The sequence below is a fragment of the Pseudomonas sp. CFII64 genome (assembly GCF_000416235.1).
GTDB lineage: Bacteria > Pseudomonadota > Gammaproteobacteria > Pseudomonadales > Pseudomonadaceae > Aquipseudomonas.
The window spans coordinates 12,136-29,762 of record NZ_ATLO01000012.1; the positions used below are offsets into that span (position 1 = coordinate 12,136).

At 59.2% G+C, this 17,627-nt stretch carries 15 protein-coding genes; all 15 read right to left on the reverse strand.

Annotated elements, in window-relative coordinates; all coding sequences use genetic code 11:
* Window positions 1–5: 5 nt before the first annotated feature.
* The 15 genes from nuoI to mnmA all read right to left on the reverse strand — a co-directional run bounded on the left by nuoI (window position 6) and on the right by mnmA (window position 17,589).
* Window positions 6–554: an NADH-quinone oxidoreductase subunit NuoI gene (gene nuoI / locus CFII64_RS07565; protein ID WP_020290198.1), complete on the reverse strand. Its 549-nt coding sequence runs from the start codon at window positions 552–554 to the stop codon at window positions 6–8.
* An 11-nt stretch (window positions 555–565) separates the two neighbouring features.
* Window positions 566–1,573: an NADH-quinone oxidoreductase subunit NuoH gene (gene nuoH, locus CFII64_RS07570; protein ID WP_020290199.1), complete on the reverse strand. Its 1,008-nt coding sequence runs from the start codon at window positions 1,571–1,573 to the stop codon at window positions 566–568.
* A complete protein-coding gene (nuoG, locus tag CFII64_RS07575; RefSeq protein WP_020290200.1) occupies window positions 1,570–4,287 on the reverse strand; it encodes an NADH-quinone oxidoreductase subunit NuoG in 2,718 nt (905 codons plus the stop codon). The genes nuoH and nuoG overlap by 4 nt, the downstream gene beginning before the upstream one ends.
* Window positions 4,288–4,422: 135 nt before the next feature.
* Window positions 4,423–5,781 carry an NADH-quinone oxidoreductase subunit NuoF gene (gene nuoF / locus CFII64_RS07580; protein WP_020290201.1) on the reverse strand — a complete coding sequence of 453 codons (1,359 nt, stop codon included), beginning with the start codon at window positions 5,779–5,781 and terminating at the stop codon, window positions 4,423–4,425.
* The gene (gene nuoE, locus CFII64_RS07585; RefSeq protein WP_020290202.1) at window positions 5,778–6,275 is read right to left on the reverse strand and encodes an NADH-quinone oxidoreductase subunit NuoE; all 498 of its coding nucleotides are present in this window, start codon (window positions 6,273–6,275) and stop codon (window positions 5,778–5,780) included. The genes nuoF and nuoE overlap by 4 nt, the downstream gene beginning before the upstream one ends.
* A gap of 2 nt (window positions 6,276–6,277) precedes the next feature.
* Window positions 6,278–8,059, reverse strand: coding sequence for an NADH-quinone oxidoreductase subunit C/D (gene nuoC, locus CFII64_RS07590; protein WP_020290203.1), 1,782 nt, complete (start codon window positions 8,057–8,059; stop codon window positions 6,278–6,280).
* Between the two features lie 74 nt (window positions 8,060–8,133).
* Window positions 8,134–8,808, reverse strand: coding sequence for an NADH-quinone oxidoreductase subunit B family protein (locus tag CFII64_RS07595; RefSeq protein ID WP_020290204.1), 675 nt, complete (start codon window positions 8,806–8,808; stop codon window positions 8,134–8,136).
* 10 nt (window positions 8,809–8,818) lie between these two features.
* On the reverse strand, window positions 8,819–9,232 hold the full coding sequence (locus CFII64_RS07600) for an NADH-quinone oxidoreductase subunit A (protein ID WP_020290205.1): 414 nt from the start codon (window positions 9,230–9,232) through the stop codon (window positions 8,819–8,821).
* A gap of 655 nt (window positions 9,233–9,887) precedes the next feature.
* Complete coding sequence (gene aceA, locus CFII64_RS07605) at window positions 9,888–11,213, reverse strand: isocitrate lyase (RefSeq protein WP_020290206.1); 1,326 nt, start codon at window positions 11,211–11,213, stop codon at window positions 9,888–9,890.
* Window positions 11,214–11,766: 553 nt separating this feature from the next.
* Window positions 11,767–12,507: a secretin N-terminal domain-containing protein gene (locus CFII64_RS07610; protein ID WP_020290207.1), complete on the reverse strand. Its 741-nt coding sequence runs from the start codon at window positions 12,505–12,507 to the stop codon at window positions 11,767–11,769.
* A 161-nt stretch (window positions 12,508–12,668) separates the two neighbouring features.
* Window positions 12,669–13,094 carry a GNAT family N-acetyltransferase gene (locus CFII64_RS07615; protein ID WP_020290208.1) on the reverse strand — a complete coding sequence of 142 codons (426 nt, stop codon included), beginning with the start codon at window positions 13,092–13,094 and terminating at the stop codon, window positions 12,669–12,671.
* Window positions 13,087–14,253 (reverse strand): cupin domain-containing protein, encoded by a 1,167-nt coding sequence (locus CFII64_RS07620; RefSeq protein WP_020290209.1) that lies wholly within the window; start codon window positions 14,251–14,253, stop codon window positions 13,087–13,089. Before CFII64_RS07620 ends, CFII64_RS07615 begins: the two co-directional genes overlap by 8 nt.
* Window positions 14,254–14,337: 84 nt before the next feature.
* Window positions 14,338–15,708, reverse strand: a complete 1,371-nt coding sequence (gene purB, locus CFII64_RS07625; protein WP_020290210.1) for an adenylosuccinate lyase — start codon at window positions 15,706–15,708, stop codon at window positions 14,338–14,340.
* 130 nt (window positions 15,709–15,838) lie between these two features.
* Window positions 15,839–16,459 carry a high frequency lysogenization protein HflD gene (hflD, locus tag CFII64_RS07630; protein ID WP_020290211.1) on the reverse strand — a complete coding sequence of 207 codons (621 nt, stop codon included), beginning with the start codon at window positions 16,457–16,459 and terminating at the stop codon, window positions 15,839–15,841.
* A complete protein-coding gene (mnmA, locus tag CFII64_RS07635) occupies window positions 16,459–17,589 on the reverse strand; it encodes a tRNA 2-thiouridine(34) synthase MnmA (protein ID WP_020290212.1) in 1,131 nt (376 codons plus the stop codon). Before mnmA ends, hflD begins: the two co-directional genes overlap by 1 nt.
* Window positions 17,590–17,627: the final 38 nt, after the last annotated feature.

Sequence of the window (17,627 nt, forward strand, 5' to 3'; positions counted from 1 at the left end):
CTTCCTTAAGGCAGCAAGCTCTTGACGTTGATCGGTTCGGCTTCATTCTGCGCAGAGCCTTTAGGCTTGCCAGCGATGGCCATGCCGGCGACGCGATAGAAGTTGTAGTCGGGGTTCTTGCCGGGGCCGGAGATCAGCAGATCTTCCTTTTCGTAGACCAGATCCTGACGCTTGAACTCGGCCATTTCGAAATCCGGTGTCAGCTGGATTGCGGTGGTCGGGCAGGCTTCTTCGCACAGGCCGCAGAAAATGCAACGCGAGAAGTTGATGCGGAAGAACTCCGGATACCAGCGGCCGTCATCCGTCTCGGCTTTCTGCAGCGAGATACAGCCGACCGGGCAGGCGACCGCGCACAGGTTGCACGCTACGCAACGCTCTTCGCCGTCGGGATCACGGGTCAGGACGATGCGACCACGGTAACGCGGCGGCAGGTATACCTGCTCTTCCGGGTACTGCAACGTGTCACGCTTGCGGAATGCATGTGAGAACACCATCACCAGGCTGCGAAGCTGGGTGTAGGTGCCATGCACGATATTGAACAAATACTTGAGCATGGTTTATATCCTCACTGAGCCACGCCAGCGGGCGTGTTCAGCAACACGACCGCGGCGGTCACCAGCAGATTGATCAGGGTCAGCGGCAGGCAGAATTTCCAGCTGAAATCCATCACCTGGTCATAACGCGGGCGCGGAATCGAGGCGCGCAGCAGGATGAACAGCATGATGAAGAACGCGGTCTTCAGGGCGAACCAGACAAACGACAGCGACGGCAGAATGTCGAACGGACCATGCCACCCGCCGAAGAACAGGGTCACCAGCAACGCCGAGATCAGCACGATCCCGATGTATTCGCCAACGAAGAACATCCCCCACTTCATACCGGCATATTCGATGTGATAACCATCGGCCAGTTCCTGCTCGGCTTCCGGTTGGTCGAATGGGTGACGGTGAGTCACTGCCACGCCTGCGATGAAGAACGTACAGAAGCCAAAGAACTGCGGAATGATGAACCACAGGTTCTGCGCCTGATATTCAACAATATCGCGCATGTTGAACGAGCCGACCTGAACCACGATGCCCATCAATGCCAGGCCCATGAACACTTCATAGGACACGGTTTGTGCCGAGGCACGCAGCGCACCGAGCAGGGCGAACTTGTTGTTGCTCGACCAGCCGGCGAACAGCACCGCATACACTGACAGACCGGCCATGGCGAAGAAGAACAGCAAACCGATGTTCAGGTCCGCTACGCCCCAGGTCGGCGTGATCGGGATGATGGCAAAGGCGATCAGCAAAGCGCTCATGGCCACCACCGGCGCCAGGGTGAAGATCACCTTGTCGGCGAACGGCGGCGTCCAGTCTTCCTTGAAGAACATCTTGATCATGTCGGCGGCAATCTGGAAGGCGCCGAACGGGCCAACCCGGTTCGGGCCGTAACGATCCTGCCAGAGGGCGAGCAAACGACGCTCGACCCAGCTGAGCAATGCGCCGCAGACCACCACGGCCAGCAGGATGACAATCGCCTTGACTACCGAGATGATCGCGTCGACCACTTCAGGTGTGAACCAGGTCATAGCGCTGCCTCCTGCAGACCATCAACGGTTTTGCCGAACACGGCAGGCGGAATGCCGGCCAGACCGGCTGGCAATGCGACAAGCCCGGCACCCAGCTCTTCGTTGATGCGCAGCGGCAGACGCAAGGTCTGGCCAGCGACGGTCAAGCTCAGCAAGGCGCCGTCATTGACGCCCAGGCGATCAGCTTCGGATTTGGCGAGCGCCACGTAAGCCTGCGGAATGCGTTCCTGCACTGGCGCGGCCAGGGACGAAGTTTCGTCGCTGCCGAACAGGTGATAGAACGGCACCACTTGCCAGGTGCCACGCGCCGGGGAAAATGCGCCCGGTACGCTGGCGAACCAGGTCAGAGCGTCGCCGGTGCTTTCGATCAAGCGAGTGCCTGGATCGCCTGCACGCAAATGCCCACCGACTTCGTCCTGGAACTTGTTCCAGGCTTGCGGCGAGTTCCAGCCCGGAGACCATGCGAATGGCACTTGCTGACGAGGCTCGACCGAACCCGAGTAGCCTTCCATGGAGAACGCGAACGCCGTGTCCTTGTCCTGGGAAGTACGCGGCTCATGCACGCTGATGTCGGCGCGCATTGCAGTCCGGCCGCTGTAGCGCAGCGGTTCGCGCGCCAGTTTCAGGCCTTTGATGCGGAACGAAGCGGACGGCGCAGCGTTGACGATCCCGGCCAGTTGCGGCGTGCTTGCAGCACAGGCAGCGGTGACGTGATCGAGTTGAGTCCAGTCCACCGGCTTGTTCAGCAGGGTCGAGCGCAGCGCATGCAGCCAGCGCCAGCCTTCGTGAACCAGAATGCTGGCATCCAGATAAGTCGGATCAAAGACCTGGAAGAAGCGCTGGGCGCGGCCTTCCTGGCTGATCAGCGTGCCGTCGCCTTCCGCAAAGCTCGCGGCTGGCAGGATCAGGTGAGCACGTTCGCTGGTCGCGGTTTTCTGGTGGTCCGCAACGATCACCACTTTGGCGGCATTCAATGCGGCATCGACCGTAGCCGCATCAACGCGACGGTACAGGTCGTTTTCCAGAACCACGATGGCGTCGGCTTTGCCGGAAATTACGGCTTGCAGCGCGGCGTCGACGGAATCACCGCCGAACATCGCCAGACCCATGCTGTTGGCTTCCGGCACGATCAGGCTGATGGAGCCTTGCTTGTCGCGCAGTTTCAGTGCCTTGGCGATGTTGGCTGCGGCTTCGATCAATGCGGTCGAACCCAGCGAACTGCCGGAAATGATCAGTGGACGCTTGGCGGCCAGCAGTGCATCGGCAATACGCTGCGCCAATGCCAGTGCTTCGCTGTCCAGGCCTTCAACGGCCGGGGCGCTGGCATCCAGTGCGTGGGCGACGGCGAAACCGATGCGGGCCAGATCGTCCGGGGCTGCATGAACGCATTCTTCAGCGATGTCATCCAGCTTGGTTTCAGCCAGGCTGGCGATGAACAACGGGTTCAGCTCGTGCTGGCCGATGTTTTTCACGGCGGCGTCGAGCCACGGCTGGACTTTCATCGCCGCAGCCATGTCTTCAGCCTTGCCTTTCACAGCCTGACGCAAGCCCAGAGCCATGCGCGCAGCGGTTTGGGTCAGGTCTTCGCCGAGCACGAAAATCGCGTCGTGGTCTTCGATATCCCGCATCGTTGGAACGGGCAGCGGGCTGTCGTTGAGCACCTTGAGGATCAGGCGCAGACGCTCCAGTTCACCGGCTTCGATACCGGAATAGAAATGCTCGGCGCCGACCAGTTCACGCAGGGCGAAGTTGCTTTCCAGGCTGGCACGCGGTGAGCCGATGCCGACAATGTTGCGACCGCGCAGCAGATCGGCGGCCTTGTCCAGGGCGCCATCCAGGCTCAGCTTGACCTGGCCGTCAGCCAGCAGCGGCTGGCGAGGGCGGTCTTCGCGGTTCACGTAGCCGTAGCCGAAACGACCACGGTCACACAGGAAATACTGGTTTACCGAGCCATTGAAGCGGTTTTCGATGCGGCGGATCTCGCCGTAACGCTCACCCGGGCTGATGTTGCAGCCACTTGAGCAGCCGTGGCAGATGCTCGGCGAAAACTGCATGTCCCACTTGCGGTTGTAGCGCTCGGAGTGAGTTTTGTCGGTAAATACACCGGTCGGGCAGACCTCGGTGAGGTTGCCGGAAAACTCGCTTTCCAGGGTGCCGTCTTCAACGCGACCGAAGTACACGTTGTCGTGGGCGCCGAATACGCCGAGGTCAGTGCCGCCCGCGTAGTCTTTATAGAAGCGCACGCAGCGGTAGCAGGCAATGCAACGGTTCATCTCGTGAGCAACGAACGGGCCCAGGTCCTGATTCTGGTGAGTGCGTTTGCTGAAGCGATAACGGCGCTCGTTGTGGCCGGTCATCACGGTCATGTCTTGCAAATGACAGTGACCACCTTCTTCGCAGACCGGGCAGTCGTGCGGGTGGTTGGTCATCAGCCATTCGACGACACTGGCGCGGAAGGCCTTGGATTCATCGTCTTCGATGGAAATCCAGGTGTTGTCGGTGGCGGGTGTCATGCAGGACATGACGATGCGACCACGGGTGTCGTTCTCGTCGGTGTACTGCTTGACCGCACACTGGCGACAAGCGCCAACGCTGCCAAGGGCGGGATGCCAGCAGAAATAAGGGATGTCGAGGCCCAGGGACAGACAAGCCTGTAACAGGTTGTCTGCACCGTCGACTTCGAGCGCTTTGCCGTCTACGTGGATAGTGGCCATGGTTCAAAGTTCTTCGTTGGCCCGCTGTCAACGGGCGTGGCTAATGGAATCTCGGTGCTATCCAACTCAAACAGCCAGTCATGGCGCAGTCGGATAAGGACGGCAGCCTTGTGGGCCGCCGACCGGTCTGTCTTGTTATGCGCCAACCAGAGTCGGGCTGATGACCTGGGTCAGGCTGCCCGACTCTGCTGGCGCTATACCTGCCTCGAATTCAGGCCTGAAGTATTTGATCGCGCTGCCCAGAGGTTCCACCGCGCCCGGTGCGTGGGCGCAGAAGGTCTTGCCAGGGCCGAGGAAGTTCACCAGGCCCAGCAGGGTTTCGATATCCCCCGGCTGACCGTGACCTTTCTCGATGGCGCGCAGAATCTTCACGCTCCACGGCAAGCCATCGCGGCAAGGTGTGCAGAAACCGCACGACTCCTGGGCGAAGAACTCTTCCATGTTGCGCAGCAGCGAAACCATGTTGACCTTGTCGTCGACCGCCATGGCCAGGCCGGTGCCCATCCGGGTGCCGACCTTGGCGATGCCGCCGGCGTACATTTGCGCGTCCAGGTGTTCGGGCAGCAGGAAGCCGGTGCCGGCGCCGCCTGGCTGCCAGCACTTGAGCTTGAAGCCGTCACGCATGCCGCCCGCGTAGTCTTCGAACAGCTCGCGTGCCTGCACGCCGAAAGGCAGTTCCCACAAGCCGGGGTTTTTCACCTTGCCGGAGAAACCCATCAGTTTGGTGCCGTGGTCTTCACTGCCTTCGCGGGCCAGGGATTTGTACCAGTCGTTGCCGTTGCCAACGATGGCCGGCACGTTGCACAGGGTTTCGACGTTGTTCACACAGGTCGGCTTGCCCCACACGCCAACAGCGGCGGGGAAGGGCGGCTTGGAGCGCGGGTTGGCGCGACGGCCTTCCAGGGAGTTGATCAGCGCGGTTTCTTCACCGCAGATGTAACGCCCGGCGCCGGTGTGGACGAACAGTTCGAAGTCAAAGCCGGTGCCGAGAATGTTCTTGCCCAGCAGGCCTGCGGCCTTGGCTTCGGCCACGGCGCGATTCAAATGCTTGGCGGCGGTGACGTATTCGCCACGCAGGAAGATGTAGCCGCGATAGGCTTTCAAGGCCCGCGCACTGATCAGCATGCCTTCCACCAACAGGTGCGGCAGCTGTTCCATCAACATCCGGTCTTTCCAGGTGTTGGGTTCCATTTCATCCGCGTTGCACAACAGGTAGCGGATGTTCATGGATTCGTCTTTGGGCATCAGGCCCCACTTCACCCCCGTGGGGAAGCCTGCGCCGCCGCGACCCTTGAGGCCGGAGTCCTTCACGGACTGCACGATTTCATCAGGCGACTGCTCGGCAAATGCCTTGCGGGCCGCTGCATAACCGTCTTTGGCCTGATATTCGTCGAGCCAGACCGGCTCGCCGTCATCGCGCAGGCGCCAGGTCAGTGGATGGGTTTCTGCCGTGCGCGCAATCAGATTGGCGGGGCCGAAGGAAGTGATGGTCATGGGTAACCCTCCAACATCTTGGCAACGCCCGAAGGCTGCACGTCACCGAACGTGTCATCGTCGACCATCACGGCCGGAGCCTTGTCGCAGTTGCCCAGGCAGCAGACCGGCAACAGGGTGAAGCGCCCGTCGGCAGTGGTCTGGCCCGGCGCAATGCCCAGGGAGTTCTGGATTTCTTCGACCACTGATTCGTGACCGGCAATGAAGCAGACCATGCTGTTGCAGACGCGGATGATGTGGCGGCCAACCGGCTGGCGGAAGATCTGGCTATAAAACGTCGCCACGCCTTCGACGTCACTGGCGGGAATGCCCAGCAGGTCGCCGATGGCATAAATCGCACCGTCAGGCACCCAGCCGCGTTCCTTCTGCACGATTTTCAAGGCTTCGATAGACGCCGCACGCGGGTCTTCGTAGTGATGCAGCTCATGCTCGATGGCCGAGCGCTCGGTTTCGCTGAGGGCGAAACGGTCTGTCTGGATAAGCGGGCTATTCATGCTTAGCGGTCCACGTCGGCCATAACGAAATCGATACTACCCAGGTACGCGATCAAGTCCGCGACCATGCTGCCTTTGATCACTGAAGGGATCTGTTGCAGATGCGGGAAGCTTGGAGTGCGGATCCGGGTACGGTAGCTCATGGTGCCGCCGTCGCTCGTCAGGTAATAGCTGTTGATGCCCTTGGTCGCTTCGATCATCTGGAAGGATTCGTTGGCTGGCATGACCGGGCCCCACGAAACTTGCAGGAAGTGCGTGATCAAGGTTTCGATGTGTTGCAGCGTGCGCTCTTTGGGCGGCGGCGTGGTCAGCGGGTGATCCGCCTTGTACGGGCCTTCCGGCATGTTGCGCATGCACTGCTCGATGATCTTGATGCTCTGGCGCATTTCTTCGACGCGCACGATGCAGCGGTCATAGGCATCGCCATTGACGGCCAGCGGCACTTCGAATTCGAAGTTCTCGTAACCCGAATAAGGCCGCGCCTTGCGGATGTCGAAATCGCAACCGGTGGAGCGCAGGCCGGCGCCCGTGACGCCCCATTCCAGCGCTTCCTTGGTGTTGTACGCCGCGACGCCGATGGTTCGGCCGCGCAGGATGCTGTTGTCCAGAGCTGCCTTTTGATATTCGTCCAGACGCTTGGGCATCCACTCGACGAAATCCTTGACCAGTTTCTCCCAGCCGCGTGGCAGGTCGTGTGCGACGCCACCGATGCGATACCAGGCCGGGTGCAGACGGAAACCGGTGATGGCTTCGATCACGGTGTAGGCTTTTTGCCGGTCGGTGAAGGTGAAGAACACCGGCGTCATGGCGCCCACGTCCTGGATGTAAGTCCCCAGGAACAGCAGGTGGCTGGTGATCCGGAAGAACTCGGCCATCATGATACGGATGACGTCGACTTTCTCCGGCACCTTGATGCCAGCCAGTTTTTCTACCGAGAGCACATACGGCAGGTTGTTCATCACGCCGCCGAGGTAGTCGATCCGGTCGGTGTACGGGATGAAGCTATGCCAGGACTGACGCTCGCCCATCTTCTCGGCACCACGGTGGTGGTAACCGATGTCGGGGACGCAATCGACGATCTCTTCACCGTCCAGTTGCAGGATGATGCGGAACGCACCGTGGGCCGAAGGGTGGTTCGGGCCCAGGTTGAGGAACATGTAGTCTTCGTTGGTGCCGGAACGCTTCATGCCCCAGTCTTCCGGACGGAAACGCGCGGCTTCCTCTTCCAGTTGCTGCTTGGCAAGGGTCAGGCTGAACGGGTCGAATTCGGTGGCACGGGCCGGGAAGTCCTTGCGCAGCGGGTGACCTTCCCAGGTCGGCGGCATCATGATCCGGGTCAGGTGCGGGTGACCGGGGAAGTCGATACCGAACATGTCCCAGACTTCGCGCTCGTACCAGTTGGCGTTTGGCCAGATGCCCGTCACCGTCGGCACGCTCAGGTCGCTCTCGGACAAGGCAACCTTGATCATCACGTCGCTGTTACGCTCGATCGACAGCAAGTGGTAGAAAACGCTGAAGTCGGCACCTGGCAAGCCTTGACGCTTGGTGCGCAGGCGTTCGTCCATGCCATGCAGGTCGTACAGCATGACGTAGGGTTTGGGCAGCTGACGCAGGAACGTCAGCACTTCGATCAACCGCGCGCGCTCGACCCACAGCACAGGCATGCCAGTGCGGGTCGGCTGGGCGCTGAACGCTTCGGCGCCAAAACGGTTGTTCAGTTCAATGACGACATCTTGGTCGTCAGCCTTGTAAGGCGGGATGTACAGAGCACTGCCTGTAGTCATGATTTTTTTATCGCTTTCGGTCAACGTAAAGAATGAAGCCAGGTTCTCGTCTCTTTATAAGGAACAGAACTGGATCAGACTTCGTCGGGGCTGCGCAGATTGGTCACTGCGATTCGCTGTTCGCGGCGCTGTTCCTTTTGCGACGGCATCTCGGCGCGATACACGCCTTGTTCACCGACGACCCAGGACAGAGGGCGACGCTCCTGGCCGATGGATTCCTGCAACAGCATCAAGCCTTGCAGAAATGCTTCGGGGCGGGGCGGGCAGCCAGGCACATAGACATCCACGGGCAGGAACTTGTCCACGCCCTGAACCACGGAATAAATGTCATACATGCCACCGGAGTTAGCACACGAACCCATGGAAATGACCCATTTAGGTTCGAGCATTTGCTCGTAGAGGCGCTGAATGATCGGCGCCATCTTGATGAAGCAGGTCCCGGCAATAACCATGAAATCCGCCTGACGCGGCGATGCCCGGATAACCTCGGCGCCGAAGCGGGCGATGTCGTGGGGCGCCGTGAAGGCGGTGGTCATTTCCACATAGCAGCACGACAGGCCGAAGTTGTACGGCCACAAGGAGTTTTTACGCCCCCAGTTGACCGCACCGTTCAGCACGTCTTCCAGCTTGCCCATGTAGATGTTTTTGTGGACTTGGTCTTCTAACGGATCGGAAACAGTTTCCCGCTTGCCGATTGGATACTCTTCATTGGGAGCATCCGGGTCGATCCTGGTGAGATTATATTGCATCGCCAAAGCCTCATTGTTTCAGCTTCGCTTGCCGAATACGGCGACCTTCAGGAGCCCAATCCAGCGCTCCAACCCGCCATAGGTAGACAAGACCTGCCAACAGAATTGCTATGAAAACGAGTGCTTCGACGAATCCGGTCCAGCCGCTTTCGCGGACGGACACAGACCAGGCAAAGAGAAAGAGGGCTTCAATGTCGAAGATCACGAATAGCATCGCGACCAGATAGAATTTTGCCGAAAGGCGCAAGCGGGCGCTGCCAGTGGGCAGCATGCCGGACTCGAACGGTTCGTTTTTGCTACGGCCCCAGGCTTTGCTGCCCAGAAGGCTGGAGACACCAAGCATGAAGGCGCAGAGGCCGACAACACCTAAAAGGAAAATGGCGAAGCCCCAGTTGTGGGCAATCAATCCTGTCGGTTCGTGCATGCTGGATTTCCTTGACAGAGATCAAAGGTCTCTGGGCTTGAATAGAGTATAGGCAGTGACTATATGTCGCAGCGACATCGATCGCGGTGATTTTATGGGTAAACAGTTAGCAAGTAAATTTTCTACATCAAATTAATTTGGCGAATTAATCACTTGCGCACAGGGGTATCGGCTTGGGGGCAGGCGGGGCGGGCATTGGCAGGGTTTTGGTTAATAATGTTTCCTGTAAAATGTAAGGAACAAAGATTGATTGCTAAATGATAATAAGTATCATTTGATGTCGATTGCCGGTTTTCAATAGAATACGCAGAACAATGAGTCTTTATTACAACAGCAAGTTGCAACTAGTAATGGACTGTCAGTCAGAGGGTGTTCGTTGGAGCGAGGCTTGCCCGCGAAGGCGTCGGATTTGCCGACATCATTTTGCCTGACGCCACTGCGGTGTTTGCGTCAACGTCTTCCCGGACAAGTCCGGTCCTACCTGATTTGTGCAAGCGGTAGGAGGGGACTTGTCCCCGATGGCGTCGGATCGGCGAGCATCATTCGTGGCGGGCAAGCCTCCAACGCAAGAAAGTGATCGGGTGGGCGGTTGGCTTCGGCATTACGCATAAAAAAACCGCCCCGGAGGGCGGTTTTTCATATCAGGTGCAGCCAATCAGTGGAACTGTTCTTCTTCGGTGGAGCCGGTCAGCGCCGTTACCGATGAAGCGCCACCTTGAATGACCGTGGTCATGTCGTCGAAGTAGCCAGTGCCGACTTCCTGCTGATGCTGCACGAAGGTGTAGCCTTTGGCGGCGTCCGCGAATTCCTGCTCTTGCAGTTTCACGTAGGCAGTCATGTCGTTGCGGGCGTAGTCGTGCGCCAGGTTGAACATGCTGTGCCACATATTGTGGATGCCGGCCAGGGTGATGAACTGGTGTTTGTAGCCCATTGCCGACAGCTCGCGCTGAAACTTCGCAATGGTCGCGTCGTCCAGGTTCTTCTTCCAGTTGAAGGATGGCGAGCAGTTGTAAGACAGCAGTTGGTCCGGGTATTCCTTTTTGATCGCTTCGGCGAAGCGACGAGCTTCGTCCAGATCCGGTTTGGCGGTTTCACACCAGATCAGGTCGGCGTACGGCGCATAGGCCAGGCCGCGGGAAATCGCCTGGTCCAGGCCGGCACGGACTTTATAGAAGCCTTCTGGCGTGCGGGTGCCGGTCACGAACTCTTTGTCGTACGGGTCGCAGTCCGAGGTCAGCAAGTCAGCGGCGTTCGCGTCGGTACGGGCCAGGATAATGGTCGGTACGCCAGCGACGTCCGCTGCCAGGCGCGCAGCCGTCAGCTTTTGCACGGCTTCTTGAGTCGGCACCAATACCTTGCCGCCCATGTGCCCGCATTTCTTCACCGAGGCCAGCTGATCTTCGAAGTGAACACCGGCAGCGCCAGCTTCGATCATGCTTTTCATCAGTTCGTAAGCGTTCAGCACGCCGCCAAAACCGGCTTCAGCATCGGCAACGATTGGCGCGAAGTAGTCGATATAGCCTTCGTCGCCCGGGTTTTTACCGGCTTTCCACTGGATCTGGTCGGCACGGCGGAACGAATTGTTGATGCGCTTGACCACGGTAGGCACCGAGTCCACCGGGTACAGCGACTGATCCGGGTACATCGATTCTGCCGAGTTGTTGTCAGCGGCCACTTGCCAGCCGGACAGGTAAATCGCCTGAATGCCGGCTTTGACCTGCTGCACAGCCTGGCCGCCGGTCAGGGCACCCATGCAGTTGACGAAGTCTTTGTCAGGGCGGAACGAAGGCTTGGCACCCTGGGTGACCAGATTCCAGAGCTTTTCCGCGCCCAGCTTGGCGAATGTGTGTTCAGGTTGAACCGAGCCACGCAGGCGGACGACATCAGCGGCGGAATAAGTACGGGTCACGTTTTTCCAGCGCGGATTTTCAGCCCAGTCTTTTTCGAGAGCTGCTATTTGTTGTTCGCGTGTCAGTGCCATGGAGATAAACCTCGTCGCAAAAGTATCGCATCGGTTTTGGGTGGAAAATTCCTTGCTCCGCCAAAACGCCCCGGTTATCGAAGGCACATGGATGGCTGCTCGCTAATCAGAGAAGTGGCTGATCGAGCCTGGTTTGCGTGGTTGCGACGGGTGAACGATGAGCTCAGGTCGGGAAGAGCGGGCATATGGCCTGACCCATGTCTGCAGTTCGGCTCGTGGATGCCTTGATGCAGTCACTTGACGGGTTGAGCTATCGACCGATTACGCTTCCGTCCCTCAGGACAACTTCGTTCCAGTAGCAACCTCGTCAAACTGCCTTGTGGGCGGTACAGACACGAATCGGCTCAGTTGGGTAGGTTAGAGCGCGATCCGAAGGCTCTTTGCAGGGCCTCTGATTAGCGGGAGCGGGGCAATCATGCCTCGTCGTTTTTAGTCCGTCAAACGTTTTGTAGTGCTTTTTTATGCCCACTACATCTTTGGTCTAATACGACTAATCAGTCAGTTTCGGGCCCTTCGGTGCTGATTTTTCTGCGACCGCTGACAGGTAGCGGCTTCAGTCGAGGGTTTCGACCTTGACGCGCAGGGTCATGTCTTCCCGGCCTTGGGTGGAATAGCGGTTCGCCAGACCTTGCTGATCGGCGACCGACTGGTCGCTGGCACCGGCGAGGGTGATCCATTCGCCCAGGCGTCCACTGACCTGGCTGTCGGTGCTTTGTACCTTGATGACGTCCGGTCGCTCCTGGCTCAGGCGATCACGGTTGGTGGTGATGCTCAGGTGCACCCTGTCGCCGGTGACGCTGGCGGTCACGTAGAAGCCTTGGGTGACGTTGCGGTACTCGGTGTTGCTCTGTGCATAGCCATAGGAATCGGACTGGGAGGTGGTCAGTGGCACACTCTGCCCGATCTGGATCAGTGCAGGCGCACCTTCAGTGGTCTGCACTTGCTGGACGCCACCTTCACGACTGGCGGTGCCGTAATTGATGATGCGCGACTGATTGGCGCCTTGAGTGTTGCGTGCTGCGCTGTCGCTGGTGTCGACGCTGATCAGCAGGCGCTTGGGTGCGGTGTCGAGTTGGGTGATCAATGCCCGCAGCTCGTCGATCTTGCGCGGCTCGGCATTGATGATCAGTTGGTTGTTGTAAGCGCTGACTTTGCCGTCCTGGCCGAGGAACGATTTCGCCACCGGCAGCAGTTCATCGCTGGTGCGAAAATTGAGCGGGACGACTTCGGTAGCGGCCATGACGCACACGCTACATGTGATGAGTATTGAGGTGAGCAGGCTGCGCATGAACATGTCCCTATCTCCACTGATACGTCTGGAAAGACTTGAGTTTGCCACTTTGTCGGCCTGAGAGGGGGCAAGTTGAATCGTGCATGGCAAAACGCCCCGCAACCTCATCCCGGCCTGGTCAGGCTGAAATGAGGTGCGGGGCGCTTATTTGCCGTATCGGGAGATCAGCGGATATCGCGGACCATGTCGACGTGGGGAAGGCCAGCTTCCAGAAACTCTGCGCTGACAACAGTAAAGCCATGGCGCTGATAAAACGCTGTGGCATGCACCTGAGCGCTGAGCTTCTGTGGTTTGAGGCCGCGTCGCTCGGCATCGTCGATGACCGCGTTGAGCAGCGCATCGCCGACTTTCAGGCCGCGCCAGTCCTTGAGAACCGACAGTCTGCCGATCTCACCGTCCGGCAGCAGCCGTGCGGTGCCAATCGGGAAATCACCTTCATAGGCCAGGAAATGAATCGCGCCGGCATCTTCGGCGTCCCATTCCAGCTCTGCAGGCACGGACTGTTCCGCGATAAACACCGCTTCGCGAATTCTGCGAATCTCAATGTTGTCCTTTTGCCAGTCGGCGACTCGGACGTGGATTTTATTCATCGGCAAATCCCAGGCTTCCTTGTTTGACCAGCTCACAGAGCAGGTTTCGTCCATGTTCATCGCTCAGCCACGGAGCAAGATTTTCGCTGTGCAACGCATCGGCGGCACAGATCATTTTCAGCAGCTCACGCAGGTGGCCGGGCAACAGGCGGCTCTGGCCGCTGGCGAACAGTAGCAGGTCTTCGTCAACTTCGGACCATGCCAGGCGTGCGCTTGGGTTGCGGATGAGAACTGCACCCTGTTCCAGACTGCCGAGCAAGTCTTCTTCCTCAAGCTCGGGACCCACCACCAGTTCCGGGTAGCGTGGCTCGGTCATGAACTGGCCGAACCAGGTGAGCAGCAGGCGCTCGTCGCTCATGTGTTCGGCCAGCAAGGCTTTCAGGCGATCCAGCGCGTCATGTTGAATCTGGTGCGGGTCACTGATCGGTTGGGCGTCGGCGTCGGTGTAGCGGTCTTCGTCAGGGATGAACTGGCTGAGGAAGTCGGTGAAGTGGGTGAGCACTTCGGCTGCGCTGGGTGCGCGAAAGCCGACCGAGTAGGTCAGGCATTCATCGACCGCAACACCGCAGTGAGCCAGGCGCGGTGGGAGGTAGAGCATGTCGCCGGGTTCCAGGGTCCACTCTTCGGTGCTCTGGAAGTCAGCGAGGATGCGCAGGTCTGCATGTTGCAGCAGCGCGCTCTCGGAATCGCACATCTGGCCGATCTGCCAGTGGCGTTTGCCGTGGCCTTGCAGCAAAAATACATCGTAGTTATCGAAGTGCGGGCCAACGCTGCCACCCGGTGCGGCATAGCTGATCATCACATCGTCGATACGCCAGCTCGGCAGGAAACGGAAATTTTCCAGCAGCTCGCTGACTTCCGGGACGAACTGGTCCACTGCCTGTACCAGCAGGGTCCATTCACGTTCCGGGAGTTTGCTGAATTCGTCTTCGGCGAAAGGGCCGCGACGCAGTTCCCACGGGCGTTCGCCGTTTTCAATGACCAGGCGCGACTCGACTTCTTCTTCCAGGGCAAGGCCGGCCAGTTCGTCAGGATCGAGCGGGCTTTCGAAGCCCGGTATCGCCTGTCGGATCAGCAGGGGTTTTTTCTGCCAGTAGTCACGCAGGAAGACGCGAGCGCTGATGCCGCCCAACAATTGAAGAGGAATATCAGGATTCATGTGTAACCTATTGAAAAAACGTGTTTTATAGACAGGAATAAAAACGCCCGGCACTGCCGGGCGTGTGCAACTGTTAAACGTGGGTCAAATGCGCTTGGCTTGAGCCACGGCGTTGCCGATGTAATTGGCCGGGGTCAGCTTTTTCAGCTCGGCTTTGGCTTCGGCTGGCATATCCAGGCCGTCAATGAACGTCTGCAGCACTTCAGGGCCGATGCCCTTGCCGCGGGTCAGTTCCTTGAGTTTTTCGTACGGGTTTTCGATGTCGTAGCGGCGCATCACGGTCTGGATCGGCTCGGCCAGCACTTCCCAGCAAGCATCCAGGTCGGCGGCGATCTTCTGCTCGTTGAGCTCCAGCTTGCTGATGCCCTTGAGGCTGGCTTCGTAGGCAATGACGCTGTGAGCGAAGCCCACGCCCAGATTGCGCAGCACTGTCGAGTCAGTCAGGTCACGCTGCCAGCGGGAGATCGGCAGTTTGCTGGCCAGATGCTGGAACAGCGCGTTGGCGATGCCCAGGTTGCCTTCGGAGTTTTCGAAGTCGATCGGGTTGACCTTGTGCGGCATGGTCGACGAACCGATTTCACCGGCGATGGTGCGCTGCTTGAAATAGCCCAGGGAAATGTAACCCCAGATATCGCGGTCGAAGTCGATCAGGATCGTGTTGAAGCGGGCAATCGCGTCGAACAGCTCGGCGATGTAGTCATGCGGCTCGATCTGGGTGGTGTAGGGGTTGAAGCCCAGGCCCAGTTCGTCTTCGATGAAGGCGCGCGCGTTGGCTTCCCAGTCAATGGCCGGGTAGGCCGAGATGTGCGCGTTGTAGTTGCCGACCGCGCCGTTGATCTTGCCCAGCAGTGGTACTGCTGCGATCTGGCTGATCTGACGCTCCAGACGGTAAACGACGTTCGCCAGCTCTTTGCCCAGGGTCGTCGGCGAAGCCGGTTGACCGTGAGTGCGCGACAGCATTGGCACGTCAGCGAAACGGATGGCCAGTTCGCGAATGGACTCGGCGATCTGGCGCATCAACGGCAGCATGACGTTGTCACGGCCTTCGCGCAGCATCAGGGCGTGGGACAGGTTGTTGATGTCCTCGCTGGTGCAGGCGAAGTGGATGAACTCACTGATCTTGTTCAGTTCAGGCAGCTTGGCAGCCTGTTCCTTGAGCAGGTATTCCACGGCTTTGACGTCGTGGTTGGTGGTGCGCTCGATCTCTTTCACACGCTCGGCGTGGGTGATCGAGAAGTCTTCAGCCAGGGTGTTGAGAATCGCGTTGGCTTCGGCGGAAAACGCCGGGACTTCGGTAATTTCGGGGTGTGCGGCCAGGCGCTGGAGCCAGCGCACTTCAACCATGACGCGAAAACGGATCAAACCGTATTCGCTGAAAATTGGGCGCAAAGCCTGAGTTTTGCCGGCGTAGCGGCCGTCTACAGGGGAAACCGCAGTGAGCGAAGAAAGCTGCATGGGGTGTTCTCGGACAGTCGGGCAACGAAATGGGGCGCGTATCATACATGAAAAACGGGCCAGATCCGTGCGGTCTGACCAGCGTATGGTGCGCGGCGTTTGTAAATACAGGTTACTGATGCCCGGCGAATCAGCCGTGCATCAGTGGGTACAATTCTTTCAATAGCTTGCGCCGGCTCACGACCAACTGCCAGCGGTGACCGCCAACTTGTCGCCACAGACGGGCCGAGCGTATACCGGTCAGTAACAGGGCGCGGATCTTCGACGCGTTGTTCGGTTGTTGCAGGTTGCGCATGTCGCCGTGGACCTGGATCCGCTGGCGCAGGGTGCTCAGCGTGTCCTGATACAGCGCGCCGCAGGCGGAAACCACGTTTTCATGGGCAACGCCAAAATGCTCGGCCTGGGATTGAATCTGCGGCAGGCGCTTGCCGATGATTTCCAGCATGTCGTCACGCTTGGCCAGCTGGCGCTCAAGGCCCAACATCGACAAGGCGTAGCGCAGCGGTTCGCGTTGCAGCGTCGCCGGATCACGCTCCAGGGCGCTGGCCAGTGCGCGATAGCCTTCGCGCAGGTTCAGATCGTCGCCGCCATATACGTCCAGCGTGTCCTTGGGGTCCAGCACCAGCAGGCTGCCGAGCATGCAGGTCATCGCCGCCTCGCTGGATTGCCCGGTCTTGGCGATGCGGTCCACCAGCACGGCGGCCTGAAAGACACCGCCCAGGGCGGTGAGTTGTTCCTGAATCGGGGTCATCAACGCTTGTCCTTGCTGTGCCAGGGTTCGGCGATTTCAATCACGCCGCCACCCATGCAGATTTCGCCGTCGTAGAACACCACGGACTGGCCGGGTGTCACGGCACGTTGAGGCTCGTCGAAACTGGCTCGATAGCCATCAGCGGTCTGTTCCAGCGTGCACTGCTGATCGCCCTGGCGATAACGCACTTTGGCCGTCAGCCTGCGCGGCGTGCTCAGGTCGACCGGGTTGACCCAGTAGATCTGCGAGGCGATCAGTGCCTGGGAGAACAGCCATGGATGGTCGTTGCCCTGGCCGACGATCAACTCGTTGTTTTCCAGATCCTTGACCAGCACGTACCACGGGTCATCGCTGGCGTCTTTCAAACCACCGATGCCCAGACCCTGGCGCTGGCCGATGGTGTGGTACATCAAGCCGCTGTGGCGGCCGATGACTTCACCTTCGGTAGTCTTGATCTCGCCGGGTTGGGCGGGCAGGTATTGACGCAGGAAATCCGTGAAGCGACGTTCGCCGATAAAGCAGATGCCGGTGGAGTCTTTCTTCTTGGCGGTGGCCAGGCCGTGTTTTTCGGCGATGGCGCGTACCGCGGGTTTTTCCAGCTCACCGACCGGAAACAAGGTCCTGGCGATCTGCTCGCCGCCCACGGCATGCAGGAAGTAGCTCTGGTCTTTGTTCGCGTCCAGACCCTTGAGCAGTTCAGTGCGGCCGTCGATGTCGCGGCGGCGCACGTAGTGGCCGGTGGCAATCAGGTCGGCGCCGAGCATCAGGGCGTAGTCGAGAAACGCCTTGAACTTGATTTCGCGGTTGCAGAGGATGTCCGGGTTCGGCGTCCGGCCGGCCTTGTATTCGGCCAGGAAATGCTCGAACACGTTGTCCCAGTACTCTGCGGCGAAGTTGGCGGTGTGCAGCTTGATGCCAATCTTGTCGCAGACGGCCTGGGCGTCTGCCAGGTCTTCGCGAGCGGTGCAGTAGTCCGTTCCATCGTCTTCTTCCCAGTTCTTCATGAACAAGCCTTCCACCTGATAACCCTGCTCCATGAGCAGAACGGCGGAAACGGAAGAATCTACGCCGCCGGACATGCCGACGATGACGCGCTTCGTTGCTGAATCGGAAAGGGCTGGATCACGCATAGGGATTCAATGTGTGGCTTCGAAAAGGACGCGATTCT